Origin of the sequence: Halomonas sp. 328 (assembly GCF_015645095.1) — a bacterium.
GTDB lineage: Bacteria > Pseudomonadota > Gammaproteobacteria > Pseudomonadales > Halomonadaceae > Bisbaumannia.
The window spans coordinates 81,726-104,318 of sequence record NZ_JADOTW010000015.1; the positions used below are offsets into that span (position 1 = coordinate 81,726).

21 protein-coding genes are annotated in these 22,593 nt (G+C 68.5%); 16 read left to right on the forward strand and 5 right to left on the reverse strand.

What is annotated here, in order from left to right; genetic code table 11:
* Positions 1 to 140 precede the first annotated feature (140 nt).
* The 3 genes from rpe (at position 141) to IHD13_RS09425 (ending at position 2,046) form a co-directional block, all read left to right on the forward strand.
* Complete coding sequence (gene rpe / locus IHD13_RS09415) at positions 141 to 833, forward strand: ribulose-phosphate 3-epimerase (protein WP_195860790.1); 693 nt, start codon at positions 141 to 143, stop codon at positions 831 to 833.
* Entirely contained in the window at positions 834 to 1,112 is a 279-nt protein-coding gene (locus IHD13_RS09420; RefSeq protein ID WP_195860791.1) for a GIY-YIG nuclease family protein, read from the forward strand.
* Between the two features lie 76 nt (positions 1,113 to 1,188).
* Positions 1,189 to 2,046: a mechanosensitive ion channel family protein gene (locus tag IHD13_RS09425; protein ID WP_195860792.1), complete on the forward strand. Its 858-nt coding sequence runs from the start codon at positions 1,189 to 1,191 to the stop codon at positions 2,044 to 2,046.
* Between the two features lie 234 nt (positions 2,047 to 2,280).
* Here IHD13_RS09425 and IHD13_RS09430 read toward each other — a convergent pair whose 3' ends face one another.
* Positions 2,281 to 3,579 carry an NAD(P)/FAD-dependent oxidoreductase gene (locus tag IHD13_RS09430; RefSeq protein WP_195860793.1) on the reverse strand — a complete coding sequence of 433 codons (1,299 nt, stop codon included), beginning with the start codon at positions 3,577 to 3,579 and terminating at the stop codon, positions 2,281 to 2,283.
* Between the two features lie 286 nt (positions 3,580 to 3,865).
* Between IHD13_RS09430 and IHD13_RS09435 the strand changes: the two genes are divergently transcribed.
* The 9 genes from IHD13_RS09435 to IHD13_RS09475 all read left to right on the forward strand — a co-directional run bounded on the left by IHD13_RS09435 (position 3,866) and on the right by IHD13_RS09475 (position 14,797).
* Complete coding sequence (locus IHD13_RS09435) at positions 3,866 to 4,531, forward strand: phosphoglycolate phosphatase (protein WP_195860794.1); 666 nt, start codon at positions 3,866 to 3,868, stop codon at positions 4,529 to 4,531.
* Between the two features lie 225 nt (positions 4,532 to 4,756).
* Positions 4,757 to 6,253 (forward strand): anthranilate synthase component I, encoded by a 1,497-nt coding sequence (gene trpE, locus IHD13_RS09440; RefSeq protein WP_195860810.1) that lies wholly within the window; start codon positions 4,757 to 4,759, stop codon positions 6,251 to 6,253.
* A gap of 59 nt (positions 6,254 to 6,312) precedes the next feature.
* Positions 6,313 to 7,683 carry an MATE family efflux transporter gene (locus IHD13_RS09445; RefSeq protein ID WP_195860795.1) on the forward strand — a complete coding sequence of 457 codons (1,371 nt, stop codon included), beginning with the start codon at positions 6,313 to 6,315 and terminating at the stop codon, positions 7,681 to 7,683.
* Between the two features lie 74 nt (positions 7,684 to 7,757).
* On the forward strand, positions 7,758 to 9,530 hold the full coding sequence (locus IHD13_RS09450) for an IucA/IucC family protein (RefSeq protein ID WP_195860796.1): 1,773 nt from the start codon (positions 7,758 to 7,760) through the stop codon (positions 9,528 to 9,530).
* The gene (locus tag IHD13_RS09455; protein WP_195860797.1) at positions 9,517 to 11,277 is read left to right on the forward strand and encodes an IucA/IucC family protein; all 1,761 of its coding nucleotides are present in this window, start codon (positions 9,517 to 9,519) and stop codon (positions 11,275 to 11,277) included. Before IHD13_RS09450 ends, IHD13_RS09455 begins: the two co-directional genes overlap by 14 nt.
* Positions 11,274 to 12,542: an AMP-binding protein gene (locus IHD13_RS09460; RefSeq protein WP_195860798.1), complete on the forward strand. Its 1,269-nt coding sequence runs from the start codon at positions 11,274 to 11,276 to the stop codon at positions 12,540 to 12,542. Before IHD13_RS09455 ends, IHD13_RS09460 begins: the two co-directional genes overlap by 4 nt.
* A 100-nt stretch (positions 12,543 to 12,642) precedes the next feature.
* On the forward strand, positions 12,643 to 12,936 hold the full coding sequence (locus IHD13_RS09465) for a phosphopantetheine-binding protein (RefSeq protein ID WP_230086230.1): 294 nt from the start codon (positions 12,643 to 12,645) through the stop codon (positions 12,934 to 12,936).
* Entirely contained in the window at positions 12,933 to 13,952 is a 1,020-nt protein-coding gene (locus tag IHD13_RS09470) for a DUF6005 family protein (RefSeq protein ID WP_230086231.1), read from the forward strand. Before IHD13_RS09465 ends, IHD13_RS09470 begins: the two co-directional genes overlap by 4 nt.
* Positions 13,949 to 14,797, forward strand: a complete 849-nt coding sequence (locus IHD13_RS09475; RefSeq protein WP_195860799.1) for a sugar phosphate isomerase/epimerase family protein — start codon at positions 13,949 to 13,951, stop codon at positions 14,795 to 14,797. Before IHD13_RS09470 ends, IHD13_RS09475 begins: the two co-directional genes overlap by 4 nt.
* A gap of 81 nt (positions 14,798 to 14,878) precedes the next feature.
* Here IHD13_RS09475 and IHD13_RS09480 read toward each other — a convergent pair whose 3' ends face one another.
* From IHD13_RS09480 to IHD13_RS09495, 4 genes are all read right to left on the reverse strand, one after another.
* Positions 14,879 to 15,166: a DUF2218 domain-containing protein gene (locus IHD13_RS09480; RefSeq protein ID WP_195860800.1), complete on the reverse strand. Its 288-nt coding sequence runs from the start codon at positions 15,164 to 15,166 to the stop codon at positions 14,879 to 14,881.
* Between the two features lie 133 nt (positions 15,167 to 15,299).
* The gene (locus IHD13_RS09485; protein WP_195860801.1) at positions 15,300 to 17,225 is read right to left on the reverse strand and encodes a TonB-dependent receptor domain-containing protein; all 1,926 of its coding nucleotides are present in this window, start codon (positions 17,223 to 17,225) and stop codon (positions 15,300 to 15,302) included.
* A 133-nt stretch (positions 17,226 to 17,358) separates the two neighbouring features.
* Positions 17,359 to 18,060 carry a response regulator transcription factor gene (locus IHD13_RS09490; protein WP_195860802.1) on the reverse strand — a complete coding sequence of 234 codons (702 nt, stop codon included), beginning with the start codon at positions 18,058 to 18,060 and terminating at the stop codon, positions 17,359 to 17,361.
* Positions 18,061 to 18,262: 202 nt separating this feature from the next.
* Positions 18,263 to 18,973 carry a 4'-phosphopantetheinyl transferase family protein gene (locus IHD13_RS09495; protein WP_195860803.1) on the reverse strand — a complete coding sequence of 237 codons (711 nt, stop codon included), beginning with the start codon at positions 18,971 to 18,973 and terminating at the stop codon, positions 18,263 to 18,265.
* A gap of 301 nt (positions 18,974 to 19,274) precedes the next feature.
* Between IHD13_RS09495 and IHD13_RS09500 the strand changes: the two genes are divergently transcribed.
* From IHD13_RS09500 to IHD13_RS09515, 4 genes are all read left to right on the forward strand, one after another.
* The gene (locus tag IHD13_RS09500; RefSeq protein ID WP_195860804.1) at positions 19,275 to 19,859 is read left to right on the forward strand and encodes an anthranilate synthase component II; all 585 of its coding nucleotides are present in this window, start codon (positions 19,275 to 19,277) and stop codon (positions 19,857 to 19,859) included.
* 28 nt (positions 19,860 to 19,887) lie between these two features.
* Entirely contained in the window at positions 19,888 to 20,907 is a 1,020-nt protein-coding gene (trpD, locus tag IHD13_RS09505) for an anthranilate phosphoribosyltransferase (RefSeq protein WP_195860805.1), read from the forward strand.
* A gap of 13 nt (positions 20,908 to 20,920) precedes the next feature.
* Positions 20,921 to 21,721, forward strand: a complete 801-nt coding sequence (gene trpC / locus IHD13_RS09510; RefSeq protein WP_195860806.1) for an indole-3-glycerol phosphate synthase TrpC — start codon at positions 20,921 to 20,923, stop codon at positions 21,719 to 21,721.
* A gap of 498 nt (positions 21,722 to 22,219) precedes the next feature.
* On the forward strand, positions 22,220 to 22,593 hold a 374-nt coding region (locus tag IHD13_RS09515), incomplete at its 3' end, for an ISAs1 family transposase (RefSeq protein ID WP_195860807.1).

Here is a 22,593-nt window from a genome sequence, read left to right on the forward strand (position 1 = left end):
CCCACCGAGGCCGGCCTTTGCCGGCCTCTTGCGTGGTGGTGGGCAGGGGGACGGGAGGCGATTGTGCCTGCAGGGAAGCCGGTCGGGCTGCTAGAATACGCCCGATCTGGCTACCCTGACCCGAGGAGTCTCCGACCTCCATGTCTCACCGCGACTTCAAGCTTGCCCCCTCCATCCTTTCCGCCGACTTCGCCCGCCTGGGCGAGGAAGTGGACAACGTGCTGGCCGCCGGCGCCGATATCGTCCACTTCGACGTGATGGACAACCACTATGTGCCCAACCTGACCATCGGTCCCATGGTCTGCAAGGCGCTGCGCAACCATGGGGTCACCGCGCCCATCGATGCCCACCTGATGGTCAAGCCGGTGGATCGCCTGATCGGTGACTTTATCGAGGCCGGGGCCAGCTATATCACCTTCCACCCGGAAGCCTCCGATCATATCGACCGCTCCCTGCAGCTGATTCGCGACGGCGGCTGCCGGTCGGGCCTGGTCTTCAACCCGGCCACGCCGCTCTCCTTCCTCGATCATGTGATGGACAAGGTCGACATGATCCTGCTGATGAGCGTCAACCCGGGCTTCGGCGGCCAGTCCTTCCTGCCCGGCACCCTGGACAAGCTGCGCGAGGCGCGTCGGCGCATCGATGCCTCCGGCTACGATATCCGCCTGGAGATCGATGGCGGGGTCAAGGTGGACAACATCGCCGAGATCGCCCGGGCCGGGGCCGACACCTTCGTGGCGGGGTCCGCGGTCTTCAATGCCGGCCGCGCCGAGGATCCCCATCGCTATGACAGCGTGATCCAGGCCTTCCGCGACGAGCTGGCCAAGGCCTGAATGCCTGCCCCCGAGCGCCGCTGGCACCTCTACCTGCTGGAGACCGCCGGCGGCGCCCTCTATACCGGTATCACCACCGATGTGGCGCGGCGCCTGGAGCAGCACCGCGCCGGGCGCGGCGCCAAGGCGCTGCGCGGCAAGGGGCCGCTGACCCTCAGGTATCAAGCGCCCATGGCCAGCCACGGCGAGGCGCTGCGCCAGGAGGCCGCCCTGAAGCGCCTCTCCGCGGCCCAGAAACGCGCCTGGCTGGCACGGCAAGAGATCGCCGGCGGGGATTAGCCGGCGCTTTTGCTATGCTGCAAGGGTTTGCCGGGCAAACCACCTCGACTTGAATGGAATGGAAAAAGGACGACTTATGGATGCGAATGGGGTAGTGACCTATCTGCAGACTTCCGGGGCGAGCTTCGCCGTGAACCTGGTGGCGGCTCTCGCCATCTTCCTGATCGGGCGCTGGGCGGCCAAGCTGCTGCACAAGCTGGCCACCAAGGCCATGGAGCGGGGCAAGGTGGAGCCGCTGCTGGTCAAGTTCCTGGGCAATATCCTCTATGCGCTACTGCTGGTCTTCGTGGTGCTGGCGGCCATCAGCCGGGTGGGCATCCAGACCGCCTCGCTGATCGCCGTACTCGGTGCCGCCGGCCTGGCGGTGGGCCTGGCCCTGCAGGGGGCGCTTGCCAACTTCGCTGCCGGGGTGATGGTGATCATCTTCCGACCCTACAAGATCGGCGACTTCGTCGAAGCCGGCGGCGTGGCGGGCGTCGTCGACAACGTGCAGATCTTCACCACCGAGCTGAAGACCGGCGACAACCGCCGCATCATCGTGCCCAATGGCCAGATGCTCAATGGCGCCATCACCAACTATTCCAGCCATGACACCCGCCGGGTCGACCTGGTGGTGAGCGTGGGTTACGAGGACGACGTGGATACCGTGCGCCGGGTGCTGCAGGAAGTGCTGGCCGCCGACGAGCGTATCCTGCCGGAGCCGGCCCCCAATATCCGCATGAACGCCATGGCCGACTCCAGCATCGACTGGATCGTGCGCCCCTGGGTCAAGGCGGCGGACTACTGGAACGTCTACTGGGACCTGACCGAGCAGATCAAGCGGCGCTTCGATGCCGAGGGCATCAGCATTCCCTTCCCCCAGCGCGACGTGCACCTCTACCACCACGGGGCCGAAGCGGCACCGGCCGAGGCGATCCCCGCCAAGGTGGACTAGGCTATGTCCGAAAACTGGCTGCGCTCGGCCATACGGCGTTAAAAATCGGCTTAAAGTACTCATTTACACCGCGTAAACTCGCACGCGAGCCCGGTCCGTCTTTTCGCCGATTTTTGCCTTGTCTGACCTTCGCTCGCCGATTTTTCAGACAAAAGCCTAAGGCCAGCGCCCGACCACGAAAAAGGCCGCCGAGCAGTGCTCGGCGGCCTTTTTTGATGCCAGTGTTGCCGGGGCTTAGTGCAGCTTCATCTTCGGCCGCAGGAAGCGGTTCAGCCCATCCACCACCACCGTCATGCCGGTCTTGATGGCGCCATGAATGGCGAACTGGTGCATGCGGTAGAGGGAGGCGTAGAACATCTTCGCCAGGCGCCCCTCGATAAACAGGCTGCGTGCCGAGGCGCCGCGCATCAGGCTGCCCACCGCATCGAAGTGGGCCAGGGAGATCAGCGAGCCGCGGTCGCGGAAGGTGAACTCCTTGAGCGGCTTGTCGGCCAGGGCCGCGCGCAGGTTGCGGTAGAGCACCCCAGCCTGCTGGTGGGCGGCCTGGGCCCGGGGTGGCACCCGCTTGCCGTCCGGTTGGGGGCAGCTGGCGCAGTCGCCGAAGGCGAAGATGCGCTCGTCGTCCAGGCTCTGCAGGGTGGGGTGCACCTTGACCTGGTGATTGCGCTCGGTGGCAAGCCCCAGCTCGGAGAGGAAGGGCGGCGCCTTGATGCCGGCGGCCCAGACGCTGAGGTCGGTCTCGATCTTCTCGCCCTCGGCGGTGATAAAGCCCCTCTCGGTGACCTGGGTGACCCGGGTATCCGCATGGATATGCACGCCGAGCTTCTCCAGCTCCTTGTGCACCGCCTTGCCGATGCGCGCCGGCAGGGCGGGCAGCACGCCGGGGGCGGCCTCCACCAGGTGGACCTGCACCTGGCTCGCCTCGATGGAGGTGAAGCCATAGCTCTTGAGCATCTTGGAGGCGTCATAGAGCTCCGCGGCCAGCTCCACCCCGGTGGCCCCGGCGCCGATGATGCCCACCGTCAGTTTGGGATGGGTACGCCGCTCCGGCGCGCTGTAGCGCAGGAAGGTATTGAGCATGTCGTGGCGGAAGGCCTCGGCCTGCTGCGGGCAGTCGAGGAAGTGGCAGTGCTCGGCGACCCCGGGGGTGCCGAAATCGTTGGAGACGCTGCCGAGTGCCAGCACCAGGTAGTCGTAGTCGAGGTGCCGGGCCGGCAGTATCACGTGGCCCTCGTCGTCGAGGATCGGCGCCAGGGTCAGGCGGCGGGCCTGGCGATCGATATCGCTCAGGGTGCCGCGCTGGAACTGGTAGCCATGGCTCTTGGAGTGGCCCTGGTAGGAGACCTCATCGAGGCCCGAGTCGAGGGCGCCGGTGGCCACTTCATGTAGAAGGGGTTTCCAGATATGGGTGGGGTTGCGATCGACGAGGACGATCTCGGCGCGCTGGCGCTTGCCGAGCTTGCGACCGAGCCGGGTGACCAGCTCGAGTCCGCCCGCGCCTCCGCCAACCACCACGATGCGTGGTAGTGTCATGGAGACTCCTGACAAAGTGTGAAAAGGCAAGGTTTGAAATAGTTGCCCGGGGTCAGGACACTGGCCTCGATACGGCGGTCGGGCGTCACGGCGGGGGTGTCGTAGGCGTCCGGCCGAGTAGGGGGGGGGATGCCCTGGAGTCGGCAACGGCTGGCCCTAGCATAACGCTACGACGTTCGTCTGCCTATGGGCGACGGGCAAAAAGCGGAAGATTTTTTCGTAATATTACATGCATAATCGGCATGGCCGATTCGTCCCCTCTCAGACACTCGCCAAGGAGCCCCTTATGCACCCCAGCCTGGACGGCATCACCCTGGTCACCTTCGACCTGGACGGCACCCTGGTGGACTCGGTTCCCGACCTGGCCGCGGCGGTGGACCTCACCCTCGCCGACCTGGCCCTGCCCGCCGCCGGCGAGGTCAAGGTGCGCGACTGGGTAGGCAACGGCGCCCGGGTCCTGGTGGAGCGGGCACTGACGGCAGCGCTGGGCCGCGCCCCCGAGGCCGAGCACCTGGAAGCGGCCCATCAGCGTTTCCTGCATCACTATGGCCAGGCGCCCAATGTTCGCACCCGGCTCTACCCCGGGGTGCGCGAGGCCCTGACGGGGCTCGCCGAGCGGGGCCTGATCCTGACGCTGGTGACCAACAAGCCGGTGGCCTTTATCGCGCCGATCCTCGAGGGGCTGGGCATCGACGGTTGCTTCGCCCGCTGCCTGGGGGGCGACTCCCTGCCCGAGAAGAAACCCCACCCGGCGCCACTACTGGCCATGAGCGAGCATTTCGACGTGCCGCCGTCGCGCTGCCTGATGGTGGGGGATTCCCGCCACGATATCGCCGCCGGGCGGGCCGCGGGCTTTCGCACCCTGGCGGTGCCCTACGGTTACAATCACGGCGAGCCGGTAGCGGCCAGCGGCCCGGATGGCATGGTTGAATCGCTGGCGGAACTCGTTTAGTGTTCCTTCGCTAAGGTGCTATAAAAAATGCCGATTTGATAAGAAGTTGCTATAACTTTCTCGCACGGACACCACTCTCATGCCCGGTCATTTCCCTTCGAATCGCCAGGGCCTCGCCACCCTGATGCGCGAGGTCAAGCGCTGGCGATGGTGATGCCCTCGGGCCGCTCCGGCGGCCGCCGCTAGCCATTTTCCGAGACACCACCAAAGGATCTGACGGGCATGATGACCCCCGACCGCTTTCAGGAGCTGGCCCAGGCCGGCTATAACCGCATTCCCGTGACCCGGGAGGTGCTGGCCGACCTCGACACCCCGCTTTCCACCTACCTCAAGCTGGCCCAGGCGCCCTGGACCTTCCTGCTCGAATCGGTGCAGGGGGGCGAGAAGTGGGGCCGCTACTCGATCATCGGCCTGCCGTGCCGGGAGCGCCTCGAGGTGCGCGGCTTCACCGTGCGCCACCTGGATGGCGACCAGGTGATCGAGGAGGCCGAGGTGGAGGACCCGCTGGCCTGGATCGAGGCCTTCCAGTCCCGCTTCAAGGTGCCGCAGCTGGACGACCAGCCGCGTTTCGACGGTGGCCTGGTGGGCTACTTCGGCTACGACACCATTCGCTACGTGGAGCCGCGGCTGCGCAGCGCCGCGGCCGCCGCCAAGGCCGACCCCCTGGGGGTGCCGGATATCCTGCTGATGGTCTGCGAGGAGCTGGTGGTCTTCGACAACCTCTCCGGTCGCCTGACCCTCTGGACCCATGCCGATCCCGCCGAGGCGGATGCCTATGAGCAGGCCCGGGAGCGCCTCGAGCGCCTCGAGATCCGCCTGCGCAGCGCCACCGTCAATACCCAGAGTCCCGGTACCGGGGCGCCGGCGGTGGAGGAGGGGGACTTCACCTCCGGCTTCACCGAGGACGGCTTCAAGGCCGCGGTGGCGACCATCAAGGAGTACGTGCTGGCCGGCGACGTCATGCAGTGCGTGCCCTCCCAGCGCATGTCGATCGGCTACCAGGCGCCGCCGCTGGACCTCTACCGGGCCCTGCGCAGCCTCAACCCCTCGCCCTACATGTTCTTCCTCGACCTGGGCGACCACCAGGTGGTGGGCTCCTCCCCGGAGATCCTCACCCGCCTGGAGGAGGGCGAGGTGACGGTGCGGCCCATCGCCGGCACCCGGGTGCGCGGCAAGACCGAGGCGGAAGACCTGGCCCTGGAGAAGGACCTGCTGGCCGACCCCAAGGAGGTGGCCGAGCACCTGATGCTGATCGACCTGGGGCGCAACGACGTGGGGCGCATCAGTCGTACCGGCACGGTCAAGGTCACCGACCAGATGGTGGTGGAGCGCTACTCCCATGTGATGCATATCGTCTCCAACGTCACCGGCCAGTTGAAGCCGGGGTTGACCGCCATGGACGTGCTGCGCGCCACCTTCCCGGCGGGCACCCTCTCCGGGGCGCCGAAGATCCGCGCCATGGAGATCATCGACGAGCTGGAGCCGGTCAAGCGCGGTGTCTACTCCGGCGCCGTGGGCTACCTCTCCTGGCACGGCAACATGGACACCGCCATCGCCATCCGCACCGCGGTGATCAAGGACGGCCAGTTGCATGTGCAGGCCGGCGCCGGCATCGTCGCCGACTCGGTGCCCGAGCTGGAGTGGCAGGAGACCCTCAACAAGGGCCGCGCCCTGTTCCGCGCCGTGGCCATGGCCGAACGCGGCCTCGATAACCTGGAATAGGCCCTGGTGGGCGGGACGCCTCCCGCCCCGAGGCCGGGCCTCGCCTGCAAGGAGAGCGCATGGACGCCGCTGCCCCGCGCCACGACGACCCCATCCTGACCGGCCCCCATTGGCCGGTCTTCTGGCGTTATGCCCTGCCCTCGGTGGCGGGGCTCCTGGCGCTGACCACCGCCAATATCGTCGACGGCATCTTTATCGGCAATTTCGCCGGGGCCGAGGCCCTGGCGGCCCTCAACCTGCTGATTCCCTACTTCGCCGTGCTCTTCGGCCTGGCCCTGGCCCTGGCCATCGGCGGCACGGTGCGCGCCGGCAAGGCGCTGGGGGAGGGGGACCCGGCGGCGGCCTCGGCGACCTTCAGCAAGTGCCTGATCGCCACCCTGGGCCTGGCGCTGGTGGCGGCGCTGCTCTGCCTGCGCTTCCACGAGCCGCTCTACCGGCTGCTCGGCGCCGCCCCCGAGCTCTACCCGCTGATGTCCGAGTACTTCCTGATCATGCTCTGGGTGCTGGTGGTGCAGCTGGTGACCCTGGTGCTCTACTACTTCGTGCGGGTCGACGGCTTCCCGGGGCTGGCCACCACGGCCCTGGTCGCCGGGGCCGGCGCCAATATCCTGCTCGATGCGCTGCTGGTGGGCTACCTGGGGCAGGGGCTGCGCGGCGCGGCCCTGGCCACCGGCCTGGCCCAGGGCCTGCAGCTCGCCATACTGCTGGGCTACTTCCTGCGCCGCGGTCGGCGGCTGCGCTTCTCGCCGCGCCAGCGCCACTGGGGCGAGGTGCTCAAGGCCGGCGTCAACGGCGTCTCGGAGTGGATCAACGAGGCCTCGGTGGGGCTGGTGATGCTGCTGATCAACTGGCTGCTGATGAGCAGCCAGGGGGTCACCGGGGTGGCCGCCTTCACCGTGGTCAACTACCTGATCTTCCTCAGCCTGATGGTCTTCTACGGCATCTCCGATGCCATGCATGTGCTGCTCAGCCATAACCTGGGGGCCGGCAATGCCCGGCGCATCCGGGCCTTTATGGGCTGCGGGGCCAGCGTGATCCTGGGCCTCGGCCTGGTGCTGGTGGTGGCGGTCTGGTGGCAGGGCGGGGCCCTGGTGCGGCTCTTCCTGGATGGCGCCGACCAGGCCACGGCACGCCTCGCCGACCAGTTTCTGGCGATCCTCTGGCCGCTGTTCCTGATCAATGGCCTCAATGTGCTGCTGTCGGTCTACCTGACCGCCATGCACCGGCCGCTGCCCTCCGCGGTGGTGGCCCTCTCCCGTAGCCTGGTGCTGCCGGCGGCGCTGCTGGTGCTGATCGCCACCCTGCGCCCGGAGTGGCCGCTGTTGCTGGCCCTGCCCCTGGCGGAGTGGCTGACCTTCGGCCTGGCCCTGAGCCTCTTCCTGCGCTTCCGGCCCCGGCGGCTGCTGCCCGGCGAGCCCGCCGGAGTGTAAAAGTTGTAAAACCAATACGAGTGCGTATGACTCTCATTTAGTGTTTTCTCAGACTCTCGTCATGGGGCAACACTATGGGACCGTCCGCGCGGGCTATCGCCGAACAGGCCAGTTTTCAGGCCTTCCTGCACTGCTACCTCCAGGAGGTGGACGGCGGCCGCTGGGTCGATGACGCCGCCGAAGGGCCACCGGAGGCGACCCTTCGGCTGACCACCCGGGAGGCCGAGCTGGCGGTGGAGGTGAGCTACCGCTCCCTGGCCGGGCGGCATCGGCTGGGGCGGGCCTGGGCGTGCCGCCCGGGGCAGGGCTGGGCGCGGCTGGCCCCCGCCGCGGCCATCGACCTGCTGGTCACCGAGCTCTATGAGCGGGTCGGCGGCATGCTGCCGGAGCTGCGCCGCACCCGGGAGCTGGAGCTGCGCTACCGGCTCCTCGACAGCCAGCGGGTCATGGCCCGCTACGTGGCGGCGCGCCGCCAGGACCCGCGGCGGGTCTCCGAGCGTTTCATCGACGCCGAGCAGTCGCTGCTGTTCGGCCATGTGGCCCACCCCACCCCCAAGAGCCGCCAGGGCCTGGCGGACTGGCAGCACGAGCGCTATGCGCCGGAGCTGGCCGGACGTTTTCCGCTGCACCTCTTCTCGGTCCACCGCGACCTCGTCGTCCAGGGCAGCCATGGCGTCGCCCCCGCCACCGACCTGGTGGCCGAGCTGCTGGGCGACGCCCTGCCGCCGCTGCCCGAGGCTCACCTGCCGGTGCCGGCTCATCCCCTCCAGGCCCAGTGGTTGCTGGCCCAGCCGGCGGTACAGGCGGCCATGGTCCGCGGCGAGATCCGCTCCCTGGGCGAGCGGGGGCCGCACTTCACCGCCACCTCCTCGGTGCGCACCCTCTACTGCGAGGCGTTGCCGTGGATGCTCAAGTTTTCGATTCCGGTGCGGGTGACCAACTCCCTGAGGGTCAACAAGGCCCATGAGCTGGAGGCCGGCCTGGTGATGGCGCAACTGATCCGGGCTACCGGTTTCGCCGACGCCGAGCCGCGCTTCCGCTTCCTGCAGGATCCCGCCTACCTCAGCGTGCGGCTGCCGGGGCTGCGCGAGAGTGGCTTCGAGACGATCCTGCGCGAGAACCCCTTCCTCCCGGGACGGGATGGCGGCGCGATCGCCGTGGCGGCCCTGACCCAGGCGCCCCTGGAGGGGCGGCCCTCGCGGCTGCAGACGCTGATCGAGGGCCTGGCCCTCAACGAGGGGCGCGGCCTGGCCGCGGTGAGCCGCGACTGGTTCCGTCACTACCTGAGCTGCGCCATCGCCCCGGCCCTGCGCCTCTACGATACCCACGGCATCGCCCTGGAGGCCCACCAGCAGAATGGCCTGCTCGACCTCGGGGCCGGCTATCCCACCGCCTTCTACTACCGCGACAACCAGGGCTACTACCTCTCGGCGAGCCGCCGCGAGGCGCTGACGGCGCTCTGCCCGGCGCTGGCCCGCACCCCGGAGCTCTTCTACGCCGATGACATGATCCGCGACCGCTTCTGTTATTACCTGGTGGTCAACCAGCTGTTCGCGGTGATCGCCCGCTTCGGCGAGGACGGCCTGCTGGCCGAGGAGGAGGCCCTGGCATTGCTGCGCGAGGCCCTCGAGCGCTGGCGGGCCCGGCTCGACGGTCCGGCGCGGCCGCTGGTGAGCCGGTTGCTGGAGGAGGCGCGGCTGCCCTACAAGGGCAACCTGCTGACCCGGGTGCAGGACCTGGACGAGCTGGAGGCGGACCTGGAGATGGCGGTCTACACCTGCATTGCCAACCCCCTGCGGGCGACCCGGCAGCCCCTCGCCGCGGAGGTGCGCCATGCGGTCGCCTGAGGCGCTGCGCTGGCGGGTCATCCGTCAACTGCTGGAGGCGCTGCTCTTCGAGGGGGTACTGACCTATCGGCAGGAGGCCTCGGCGCGAGGCGACTGGGGCTGGCTGAGTTTCTCCCTGGGGCAGTGGGAAGGGCGCTGCCGGGGGCGGGTTCGCGGCTTCGGGCGGGTCCAGTTGGCGGTGAAGAGCCTCGGGCTGAGCCGACAGGGGCGGGCGGTGGCGGTGAGCCTCGAGGGCCTGGTCGGCCAGCTGCCGGCGAGCCTGGCGTGCCGCTGCGTGCTGCTCGCCGAGCTGGAGGCGACCCTGCGCCATGCCGCCGCCTGTCCGGTCGTGGCAGAGCGCCGCGACCTGGCCGCCGAGGCCCTGGACAGCGCCCTCCACGAGGGTCACCCCTATCACCCCTGTTTCAAGGCGCGGCTCGGCTTCGATGCCGAGGATCAGGCGCGTTTCGGCCCCGAGTCGGGGCACGCCTTCGCCCTGCATTGGCTCGCCGTGCCCCGCGATCACTGCCTGAGCCAATTGCCCGAAGCGGAGGCGGCCTTCTGGGATCGCGAACTGGGCGCCGAGACGAGCCGGGCGCTGTGGGCCGCCCTGGAAGCGAGCGGCGGCGATTCGCGTTGCCACGCCGTCCTGCCGGTGCATCCCTGGCAGTGGCGCCAGCTGCGCGAGGGCGCCCTGGGGCCGGCCCTGGCCCGGGGCGAGGTGCGCTCCCTGGGCACGCTGGGCGATGCCTATCGCCCCAGCCAGTCGCTGCGCTCGCTGTTCAACGCCAGTCGCCCGGGGCAGGCCTGCGTCAAGCTGCCCCTGGGCATCGGCAACACTTCCGCCCGGCGCCACCTGGAGCCCCACTCGGTGCCCTCGGCGCCGGCGATCTCCCGCTGGCTGCGCGACACCCTCGACGGCGACCCACGCTTCGCCACGGACTACCCCCTGCGCCTGCTGGAGGAGTACGCCGGGGTGCTCTACACCGGCCACCCCGAGCACCCCGCGGAGCAGGCCGCCCTGGCCGGCGAGCTGGGGGCCATCTGGCGCGACGGCATCGCGCCGCGCCTGGCGGCGGGGGAGCGGGCGGTGCCCGGCAATGCGCTCTTCGCCGTGGAGGCGGACGGGCGGCCCTTTATCGCCCCCTGGATCGAGCGTTACGGCCTCGAGGCCTGGCTGGCGGCGCTGATTCGCGCCCTGGTGCTGCCGGTCTGGCACCTGCTGGCGGCCCATGGCATCGCCGTGGAGGCCCATGCCCAGAACGCCCTGCTGGTGGTTCGCGACGGCTGGCCGGTGGCGCTGCTGCTGCGCGACTTCCACGACAGCGTGGAGTACGTCGAGGCCTTCCTGCCCGATGGGGCCAGGGGGCCCCGTCTCGGTGACCGCCAGGCGGACTACGACGCGGCCCCCGATGACCGCTACTACCGCATGGGGGCGGTGGAGGCGCTGCGCGAGCTGGTGATGGACACCCTCTTCGTCTACCACCTCAGCGAGCTGGCCCTGGCCCTGGAGACCCATTACGGCTTCCCCGAGGCGCGCTTCTGGCAAGCGGTGAGCGACTGCCTCGCCGCCTATGCCCGGCGCCACCCCGAGCTGGCGGAACGCCTGGCCCAGCTGGGTCACCGTCGCCCGTGGATCGCCGCCGAGGCCCTGATCACCCGCAAGCTGCGGGGCCCCGAGGCCCCGGAGTGCCATCACCGCATCGCCAATGCCCTGGCGGATGCCGAACCCCCCTCATCAGCCCACCGATCATCGAGGTTAGCGTGACACTCTCCGATCCCCTCTACGTGGTGGATGCCACCCCCTATGGCCGCGACGACGTCGACCGCGCCGTCGCGGCCCTGCGTCACTATCCGGCCATCGCCGAGCCCCGGGGCCGGCGCCTGGCCGTCTGCCTCAAGGACAGCGGCCAGTGGCTGGCCCTGTGCCTGTACCTCAAGGCCGAGGGCGGCAGCGTGCTGCCCATCCACCCGGCCACGCCGCTGGAGGCGGCCCGGGCCCTGGCCCGGGAGACCGGCTGCCAGCACCTGCTGCACGGCGAGGGCGTACTGGAGGCCCTGGACGACGTGGCGCCTCGTCGCGCGCCCGCCCCGGGCGGCGAGCTGATCCAGCTCAGCTCCGGCACCACCGGACGCCCCAAGCCGATCGCCCGTGCCTGGGCCGCCATCGACCGGGAGCTGGAAAGCTATGTCGCCGGCTTCCCCGAGGCCGAGGGACTGACCCCCATCGTCGCTTGCCCGGTCACCCACTCTTACGGGCTGATCTGCGGGGTCCTGGCCGGGCTGCGTCGCCAGGTGGTGCCGCGTCTCGTCACCAACCTCAACCCGCGCGCCATCCTCGCCACCCTGCGCGAGCATCCCCGGCACCTGCTCTATGCCGCCCCCACCCTGGTCAGCCTGCTGGTGCGCATGCTGCCCCCGGAGCAGCGTCTGCACACCCTGATGCTCTCCGGGGCGGCCCTGCCGGCGCCGCTGCTCGAGACCCTGAGCGCCCGGGTCGAGCGGGTCTGCCAGCAGTACGGCTGCTCCGAGGCGGGCTGCATCGCCATCGCCGCCCGGGCCGAGACGCCGGGGCTGATGGGGCGCCCCCTGGCTCACTTGGAGGTCAGCGCGGGGTTCTCCCCCGAGGCGCCGGCGGAGATCCGCGTCCGCGTGCCGGGGGAGGGCGCGATCGCCACCCGCGACCTGGGCTATCTGGATGCCCAGGGGCGGCTGCACTTCCTGGCGCGCCTCGACGACACCATCAATGTGGCGGGCATCAACGTCTACCCCGGCGACGTGGAGGATGTTTTCCTGCGCCATCCGCGGATCACCGAGGCGGTGGCCTTCAAGCGCCCCGACGCCTATGCCGGCGAGCGGGTCTGCCTGCATTTCGTGGCCGACGAGCCGCTGGACGGCGAGGCCCTGCGACGCTGGTGCCGCGAGCGGCTCGCCCCCCATCAGGTGCCCATGCTGCTGGAGCAGGTGACGGAGATCGCCAAGCTGCCCAACGGCAAGATCAGCCGGCGCCGCCTGGCCGAGGAGGTTGTGTGAATAGTGGCATGAGTATTAGCGAACCACGCTTGCGGCAGGCCATCGCCTCAATCCTGGCCAACGGCAAGATCAGCCGGCGCCGGCTGGCCGAGGAGGTGGCATGAATCGCGGCATGACCCCCGCTACCGATAGCGACGCGGCGCGGCTGCGGCAGGCCATCGCCGACACCCTGGCACGCCACCTGCCCCAGGCCGACCTGTCGCGCTTCGCGCCCGAGGCACGGCTCAACGAGGACCTGGCCCTGGACTCCATCATGCTGCTGCAGCTGCTGGTGCACTTGGAGCTGGAGCACGGCCTGGCGATTCCCGAGGAGGCGGTGATCGGCGAGGAGCTGCGCCGGGTCGATGACCTGGTGGCCCGGCTCGGCCAGTGGCAGCGGGAGGCGGCCTTATGATCAAGGTGCACTGTTTCGTCAGCTGCGTCTGCGAGCTGATCAAGCGCACCCCGGGGGTGGATCACCGCCCCTTCTACTTCGGGGTCTGGGACGCCGACTTCTCGGTGGATGCCGACCAGGTGCTCTCCTACCATTCGCCGCACACCCGCCACGAGGGCTTCCGGGACTGGTACCGGCTGCTCTACGGCATCCGTATCGACGAGTGGTATGACCACGACCGGGACAAGGAGGCCAATGTCGCCCGCCTGGTGGAGCTGGTGGAGACCCGCCCGGCGGACCGCCAGGTGATGGTGATGCTCGACATGTACCGGCTGCCGGAGCGGGACAACAAGTTCCACCAGAACCCCTTTCCCCACTATGTGATGCTGGAGGCCACCGCCGACCCCGAGACCTGGTTCATGTGCGACCCGGATTTCCGCTGGGAAGGCGAGCTGCCCAAGGCGCGGATCCTCGAGGCGGTGCGCTCGCCGGCCGCCGCCGGGGGCTTCCACTTCGACGGCCTGGAGGTGCGCCATACCCCCCGGGAGGCGGTGGCGGCCTACTTCCGCCAGTGTATGAAGCGCCACGAGAACCCCTTCACCGACGCCCTGCGCGGCATCTTCCGCGCCCACCTGGGGCCCCAGGCCAGCCAGCCGCTGGCCCACCTGACCCTGGCCTTCCGCGAGATCCCGGTGATGGCGATCCGCAAGTACGCCTACGAGCACGCCTTCGCCTGGCTGCTGGAGGAACAGGGTCGCCAGGCGGAGGGCGATGAGGCCTTCGAGGCCTGGTGCGAGGAGATCGAGGCCCTGGTCAAGACCTACACCCGCATCCAGTACCGCGCCATGAAGCTGGTGATGAGCGGCGACACGGCGCTGGCCGCCGGCATCGAGGCGCTGCTGGACGAACAGGACGCCCGGGAGTTTCGCCTCAAGACCGAGCTGCAGCGACTCTTCGAGGCCTGGTGGCAGGCCTGCGACCAGACCAGTGACCCTGCCGCGTCCCGACCCACCCCCGCCGAGGAGCTCCCATCATGATCCGGCTGCATCTGTGCACCATCTCGTTTCGCCACCACCTGGTCTCCCTGCCGGAGCTCGCCGCCTGGGCGGCCGACACCGGCTTCGACGGCATCGAACTGTGGGGCGTCCACGCTCGCCACTTGGGCGATGCCCCCGGGAATGAGGCCGCGGCCCTGCGCCACCATGGCCTGGTGATTCCCATGCTCAGCGACTACCTGCCCCTGGAGGGCGACGAGGCGGCGGCCCTGGCGCATACCCGTCGCCTCTGTCGACTGGCTCGCTACTGGGGGGCCGACAAGCTGCGCACCTTCGCCGGTCACCGTCCCAGTGCCGCCCTGGACAGGAGCGAACGGCGTGCGCTGGCGCAGCGCCTGCGCCGGCTCACCGAGTGTGTGGCCGAGGCGGGCCAGACCCTGGTGGTGGAGACCCACCCCAATACCTTGGCGGATCACCCGGAGGCGACCCGGGCGCTGCTCGATGATGTGGATCATCCCGGCCTGGGGCTGAACTTCGATGTGCTGCACGTCTGGGAGGCGGGCGTCGAACCGCTGGCGGCGCTGCGTGAGCTGGCCCCCTGGGTACGCCACTTCCACCTCAAGAACATCGATCGCCACGAGCGGCTGTCGGTCTTCGCCCCGGCCAATGTCTACTCGCCGGCGGGCAGCCGGGACGGCATGGTGCCGGTGTTGGAAGGGGCCTGCGACTATGGCCCGGTGCTCGACTGGCTGGCGCGGCGCCGCGAGCCCATGGACGTCTCCCTGGAGTGGTTCGGCCCCGATGGCTACCGGGTCCTCGCCGAGGATCTGACGCGGGTGCGCCAGCGCCTCTCGGCTTCCTCGCCTGCTCTAGCTGCCCTGGCCTAGGCTGACGACGCGCCACGAAAACGCCCCCCAGGCCATGCCCGGGGGGCGTTTTCGTGGCTCGCGGCCGGGTGTGGTATCGGCTTAGGTCACCGTCTGCCACTCGACCGAGGCGACGCCATCGCCGGCGAAGCGTACCAGGTGGGAGGCCACCACCTCGCCGAGCTCCGCCAGCTCGTCCGCCGAGGCCGCGTCGCAGCGCAGGCGCAGGGCGTCGGGCTCGGCGTCGAGCCGGCACTCGCCGATGGAGAAGTGCAGCCGGCCCTGGTGGGTGTCCCACTCGGCATCGATCTTGTGGCGGAAGTGCTTGCATAGCCGCTGGATCAAGCGGCTGGCCTCGGCGGTGGGTACCTGGGCATTCATGGTGGGCATGGCGGGCTCCTTGGGTGGGGGATATTGGAAGTGGCTCGGATGGGGCGGCGAAGGGGTCGGCGGACGCCGAGCCAGGGGTGCGTGCTGCCGGGGCGCCAAAACAGCAGGGGCGCCATAGGCGCCCCCGTGAGGGTCAGAATCGATAGCTGGCACTCAGGCGGATATCGCGACCGGGGTCGGGCAGGCCGTGGGCAACATCGCCGGCATCCCCGTAACTGGCATGATCGAAGTACTGCTTGTTGAAGAGGTTGTTGACCCTCAGGGCCAGGGTGAGCTGATCGTCGTCCAGCGGACGCCAGCGGGCATAGACGTCATTGACCCCATAGCCGGCCTTCTCCGGGGAGTCGCTGGCCACCCGGGTCAGCCGCTCGGCGAAGCGGCCCGTCCAACCGAGCTCCAGGCTGTCGGTCGCCTGGTAGTTCAGGTTGGCCACCCAGGTGTCGCCGACGCTGGTGCCGATGGCCATGTCGTCGTCGCTCAGCGGCTCGCCGTCGATCTCGGGCCGGGCCCGGCTAAAGGAGAGCGAGGCGTTCAGGCGATCCCAGTCGTAGCCGATGCTGGTGCTGAAGCCCCGGCTCTTCAGGTCGCCAAGGTTGCCGAGGGTGGCACGGTCGACGATGCCCACCACGTCGTCGATGCGCGTCACGAAGGCTTCCGCGCTCAGGTAGAGGTTGCCGTGCTGGTAGCGGGCCCCCACCTCGTAGTTGTCGGCGGTTTCCTCGCTGCGATCCTCGGCGTTGCGGTAGTAGTCGAGGACGAACAGCTCCTTGACCTGGGTGCCGCGGATGGCCCGTGCCCAGCCGCCATAGAGGTTGAGGTTGTCGGTGGCATCGAAGCTCACGCCGAGGTTGGGGCTCAGGCCGGATTCCTCGAAGCGATTGCCGGTCAGTTCCTCGTCCAGCTCGAACCAGTCGTAACGCGCCCCGGCGCTGAGCTGCAGGCGGTCGGTCAACTGGTAGCGATCCTGCAGGTAGAGACCCACCACGCGGCCCTCTTCCCGGTTGGTGCCATAGAGGGGGCTGGCCAGGCTGGCCTCGTCCCGGCGGTAGTCGATGCCGAAGGTCAGGGTGTGGTCGCCGAGGCGGCTGCGATTGCGCAGGTCCCCGCCCTGGCTCTCCATGCTGCCGATATAGTCTCCGAAGGGACCGTCGACATGCTCCAGGGAGGCTTCCGTGCGGTATAGCGTCAGGTCCAGATCCAGCCAGTCGTTGGTGAGGGAGTCGAAGCCGTACTGGCCGGTCAGGGTCTCGCGCACCATTTCCTGGTCGATGGGGGCGTTGCGGACGCTGGGGCGCCAGTGGGGGCGATGCAGGCGAAAGGCCTGATCCTCGCTGCGATCATAGCTCAGCGCGATCCGCTGTTCGTCGGTCAACTGACCGACCAGCTTGACGAGCCCACTCTGCCGGCGGGTGCCGGTGAAGGGCTGGGTGTTGCCGTCGGCATCCTCGTAGTCGTCATGATCCGTGTGCGACAGGCTCGCCAGGGCGCTCCATTGATCGGTCAGGCGGCCATACAGGGAGGCGGAGGTGCGGTACCCCTCGGTGTTGCTGAAGTAGCCGGCGCTCAGGCGCGCGCCGACATCCTGGCCGGGGCGCAGCAGGTCCTCCGGATCCTTGGTGACGAAGCGGATCGCCCCGCCCAGGGCCCCCGGCCCGTTGGTGGCTTCACCGGCACCGGCGACCACCTCGACCCGCTGCAGCAGCTCGGGATCCACGAGCAGGCGTCCCTGGTGGTGAAACAGGTAGCCGGACTGGGTGGCGCCATCCACGGAGACATTGAGCTGGGTGTCCTCCAGGCCGCGCACATAGATCTTCTGGGCGGCCGGGGCGGCGCCGCCGACCGAGACGTTCGGCTGGTCGGCGAAAATGTCCCTCAGGTCGCTGGCCTGGCGACGCTCCATCGCCTCGGCGTCGATCACCTGGTCGGCGGCCAGGCGCTCGGCGGTGATCTCCAGGGTATCGAGGCTCTGGGCCGACTCGGCCAGGGCCAGGGGGCTGGCGCCGAGCAGGGCGATGGCCAGGCACAAGGGGTGGCGGGGAAAGCGGGGGGCGGGGGACATCGGGGCTCCTTTGTGTGATATGAATTCTCATTTGGAGCGCATTCTTGTTTACCCCGCTGTGGTTGGGAATTGCTTTTACATTTGTTACGCCTCGCCGGCGGAACCCTGGCCAGCCTTGGGTGTCCCGGGGGATTCACAGGAAACCGTAGCCTTTGCCGTGGACGGTCTGCAGGCGATCCGCCGCCATGCCGGCGTCCACCAGCTTGCGGCGCACCCGGCTCAGGTGCATGTCCAGGCTGCGGTCGTAGCGGCAGAACTCCCGCTCCAGGACTCGCTGATAGAGGTAGGGCTTGCTGAGTACCTCGCCCCGGTGGAGCAACAACACCCAGAGCAGGCGGAACTGTATGGGTGTCAGGGGGATGGCGGTGTCGCCGTAGTGCGCCGCCAGGCGGCTGCGATCCAGCCTCAGGGGGCCGAGGCGGAGTTCGTTCGGAGGGCTAGGTTGGGTGGGAGATCCCAGGGTTCGGCGCAACAGGGCCTCGATGCGTAAGTGCAACTCGGTGAAATCGAAGGGCTTGGGAAGGCAGTCGTCGGCACCGCGTCGGTAACCGCGAATCCGCTCCTCCTCGGCACCGCAGGCGGTCAGCATCACCGGTGTCTGGTGGGTGTGGCGTAGCCGCTCGAGCACCTCGAAACCGCTCAGCCTGGGGAGCCGTGCATCGAGCAGGATCAGATCGAAGGCCTGGCTCAATGCCGCTATCAGGCCGCCTTCTCCCTCGAGGCTCTGCGCGACGCGATAGCCTTTGCTCTCGAGCAGACGAGCGATCTGGTCATTGAGGCTAGGGTCGTCCTCGATCACCAGGAGGTGTGGCCGGTACGAGGTGTCGGAAGGCATTGATTGTTCACTTCTTTTGCATTTGATAAGCATTATCATATGCATGAAGAGTGGCGAGTGGCAAGGATGGCGGGCAGCGAACGAAGGAGGGGGGATGGAGCCTTGATCGGGCCAGCCGAGGGCAGGGGGCGGCTCGCTTGGCCATGGCCGAACGCGGCCTCGATAACCTGGAATAACGCCTGCCGGCAGAAGAGGCTGGGGCTCAGTCGGCGGGAATTGCCACCAGGCTCAGTAGCCGGCCCTGCCAGCGGCAGAAGCCGCCATCGAGCTCGCGGCCGGCGGGCCAGGCCGGGCTAAGGTCGCTCAGCAGGCGCAGCCGCGCCGACCCCTGGGGGTGCCAGTCGATCAGCTCCGCATCGGGGAAATAGAAGCGCCGGCCCACCAGCGGGTAGAGCGCCTTGAACAGGCTCTCCTTGAGGGAGAAGGTGAGGGTGACCGCGAGCGATGCCTCGTCGGCGGGGAGGCGCTCGCGCTCCGCTTCGGTCAGCACCCGGCGGGCCAGGCGTGCGGCCGTCTCGTCGTCAAGCCACCGCTCGGCGTCCAGCCCCAGGCCCTGATAGCTTGCCCGCGGCCCCACCAGGGCCGCCGCCCAGCCGTGGCTATGGGTGATGCTGCCTACGCAGCCCGTGGGCCAGAGGGGCGCCTTGTCTTCACCCATGGCGGGGGCCTGCCAGCGGCCATCCAGGTGCCAGAGGGCCTGGCGGGCGCACAACCGCCCGGCGAGAAACTCCGCCCGACGCTTGGGGGCGGCGGCCTCGAGCCCCTCGGGCAGGGCGATGCCCGCCGTGGCGAAGGCGGCGTTATCGAGGCGCTCCGCCACGAAGGGGGCGCTGACCAGCTGGGCGCCCGGCAGGGCAAGGGGCCAGGGCCAATGGTGGGCCAGGGGGCCGCAACAGGGAGGGGAATCGGTCATGGGCGAATTCTGCCACGAAGCCGGGCGCGGCACTAACGCCGGGTGCCTTGACAGCTCGCCGCGCCGGCCGCACCATACCGGCATGAAGATTTCAGAACACATGCATTCCAGCCAGTGGTGGCGCTCCTAAGGTGGGGCGGCTCCCTCGTGTCTTGAATGACGATGCCGCCTGCAGGGCGGCATTTTTGTGTCTGGGCTTCCTGCACGGTCGGCGCAACAATAGCGAGGTCGCACGGGGGCATCCCCGGCTCGCCTCACCCAAGCCTACTGGACACAAGTGAAGAAACAGGAACATAACGCCATGTCCGTGCTGATGATCGACAACTTCGATAGCTTTACCTACAACGTGGTGCAGTACCTGGCCGAGCTGGGGGCCGAGGTGATCACCCACCGCAACGACGCCATCACCCTCGAGGAGATCGAGGCCCTGGCGCCGAGCCATATCGTCATCTCCCCCGGGCCCTGCACCCCCAACGAGGCGGGCATCTCCCTGGAGGTGATTCGGCACTTCGCCGGCAAGCTGCCGATCCTCGGCATCTGCCTGGGCCACCAGGCCATCGGCCAGGTCTATGGCGGCGAGGTGGTGCGCGCCCCCCAGGTGATGCATGGCAAGACCTCCCTGGTGCGCCATCATGGCCATGGCGTCTTCGAGGGCCTGGCGGATCCCCTGGAGGTGACCCGCTACCACTCCCTGGTGGTGGCCGCCGAGACCCTGCCCGAGTGCCTGGAAGTGACCGCCTGGGTCGACGACGATGACGTGACCCCGGGGCTGATCATGGGCCTGCGTCACAAGACCCTGGACGTGGAAGGGGTGCAGTTCCACCCCGAGTCGATCCTCACCCGCCAGGGCCACGAGCTTTTGGCCAACTTCCTCAAGCGTGGCTAAGCGCCGCGGATCGCAAGGAGACCCAACCATGCAGATGCGAGAAGCGATCGATGCGGTGATGCGGGGCCGTCACCTGAGCTTCGACGAGACCTATGCGGTGATGCGCACCATCATGACCGGCGAGGCCACCGACGCCCAGATCGGCGGCCTGCTGATCGGCCTCTCCATGAAGGGCGAGACCCCGGAGGAGATCAGCGCCGCCGCCCAGGTGATGCGCGAGCTGATGATCCCGGTGGAGGTGCATGGCGACAATATCGTCGATATCGTCGGCACCGGCGGCGATGGCGCCAACCTCTTCAATGTCTCCACCGCCTCCAGCTTCGTGGCGGCGGCCGGCGGCGCCCATGTGGCCAAGCATGGCAACCGCAGCGTCTCCTCCTCCTCCGGCAGCGCCGACCTCTTCGCCGTGGCCGGCATCACCCTCGAGCTCAACGCCGAGCAGGTGGCCCGCTGCATCGACCAGGTGGGGGTGGGCTTCATGTTCGCGCCCATGCACCACAAGGCGATGCGCCACGCCATCGGCCCGCGCCGGGAAATGGGCGTGCGCACCCTGTTCAATATCCTCGGCCCGCTGACCAACCCCGCCGGGGCCCCCAACCAGGTGCTGGGCGTCTACGAGCCCGCCCTGGTGCCGGTGATGGCCGAGGTGCTCAAGCGCCTGGGCAGCCGCCATGTGCTGGTGGCCCACGCCGAGGATGGCCTGGACGAGATCTCCCTGGCCGCGCCGACCCGCATCGCCGAGCTCAAGGACGGCGAGATCCGCGAGTACACCATCACCCCCGAGGATTTCGGCATCGAGCGCCAGTCCCTGGAGCCCCTCAAGGTGCTGACCGCCGAAGACAGCCTGCGCCTGGTCAAGGAGGCCCTGGTGGGCGAAGGCCCGGCGGCGGATATCGTCGCCCTGAATGCCGGCGCCGCCCTCTATGCCTCCGGCGTGGCCGACACCCTCAAGGAGGGCGTGGCCATGGCCCAGGATGCCCAGGACTCCAAGCTGCCGCTGGAGAAGCTCAAGGAACTGGCCGATTTCTCCCGCGTCTTCGCGGGCTAAAGGATACCCACCGATGACCACTCAACTGCCCACCATCCTCGCCCGTATCCTCGCCCGCAAGGACGAGGAAGTGCAGGAGCGCAGCCGCGCCGTGGCCGAACGCGACCTGCTGGCCCTGGCCGAGCGCCAGAGTGCCCCGCGGGGCTTCGTACAGGCCCTGCAGACGCGCATCGCCCGGGGCGAGCCCGGGGTGATCGCCGAGATCAAGAAGGCCTCGCCCTCCAAGGGCGTGATGCGTGAAGACTTCCACCCCGCCGAGATCGCCATCGACTACGCCGCCGGCGGCGCCGCCTGCCTCTCGGTGCTCACCGACGCCGACTTCTTCCAGGGCCACGAAGACTTCCTGGTCGACGCCCGGGATGCCTGCGAGCTGCCGGTGATCCGCAAGGACTTCATCACCCACGGCTACCAGGTGAGCGAGGCCCGCGCCATCGGCGCCGATTGCATCCTGCTGATCGTCGCCGCCCTGGACGATGCCCGCATGGCCGACCTCTACCAGCAGGCCCAGGCCCTCGGCATGGACGTGCTGGTGGAAGTGCACGACGCCAAGGAGCTGGAGCGCGCCCTGCGCCTCGACCTGCCCATGGTCGGCATCAACAACCGCGACCTGCACACCTTCGACACCCGCCTCGAGACCACCTTCGAGCTGCTGGCGCAGATCCCCGACGAGGTCACCGTGATCACCGAGTCCGGCATCCACACCCGCGACGACGTGACCCGCATGCGCGAGAAGGCCGTCCACGGCTTCCTGGTCGGCGAAGCCTTTATGCGCCAACCCAGCCCCGGCGCCGCCCTCAAAGAGCTGTTCTTCTAAGCCAAGCTCGCCACGCCCCACCTACCCCGGACGGCCCCCGCCGCCCGGGGTTTTTCTTTGCCTGCCTCGCAGGAGCCACTGGTGTTGTAGGAGCCGGCTTCAGCCGGCGATCGGCGCCGTAGGCGCCCCTGTTCAATCCCCCGTTTCTCGCATTAACCACCAGCGCTGTAGGAGCCGGCTTTAGCCGCGGTCCGACGTCTCGGCGATTGGCGCCGCCAGGCGCCCTAGAAGAACTGCCCCCAACACCCCACCTTTGCATCTCCCGCCCCCCTTGCTTACTCTCAATACTTAAGGCCGCTGAGAGGGTCAGAAGAATAACGACAAGGTACTCGGGGACTACCGCATGGATGGCGGCCGCCATCCCAAGACGCAGGGTAGGGGCGGTAGCGTGCCCGGACAGGGAAAACGCATGAAAAACCGCGCTACGACGGGCGTCGTAGCGCTTTACCAGTAGGATCTAATGTGGTCATCTAACGCCTTTTTCTCATGGATGACCCGATGCTGACACCGTCCCTTATGCACCATTTATCGATCGTTCCCGACTTCCGCCAGGCTTGGAAAGTGCAGCATCAGCTGTCGGATATCCTGTTCCTGACGGTCTGTGCGGTGATCTGTGGTGCAGAGGGTTGGGACGAGATCGAGGACTTTGGCCATGCGAAGCTCGACTTTCTCCGCCAGTACGGTGATTTTGAGGCTGGCGTGCCCAGCCATGACACCTTGGCCAGGGTCATGGCCCTGGTGAACGCTGAGCAACTGCAAAGCGCGTTTGCCGAATGGATGAAGGCCTGCCATGACGTGACGGAAGGCGCGGTAGTGGCCATTGATGGCAAGACGCTACGTGGGTCGTACTGCCGAGGGAAAGGCAAAGGTGC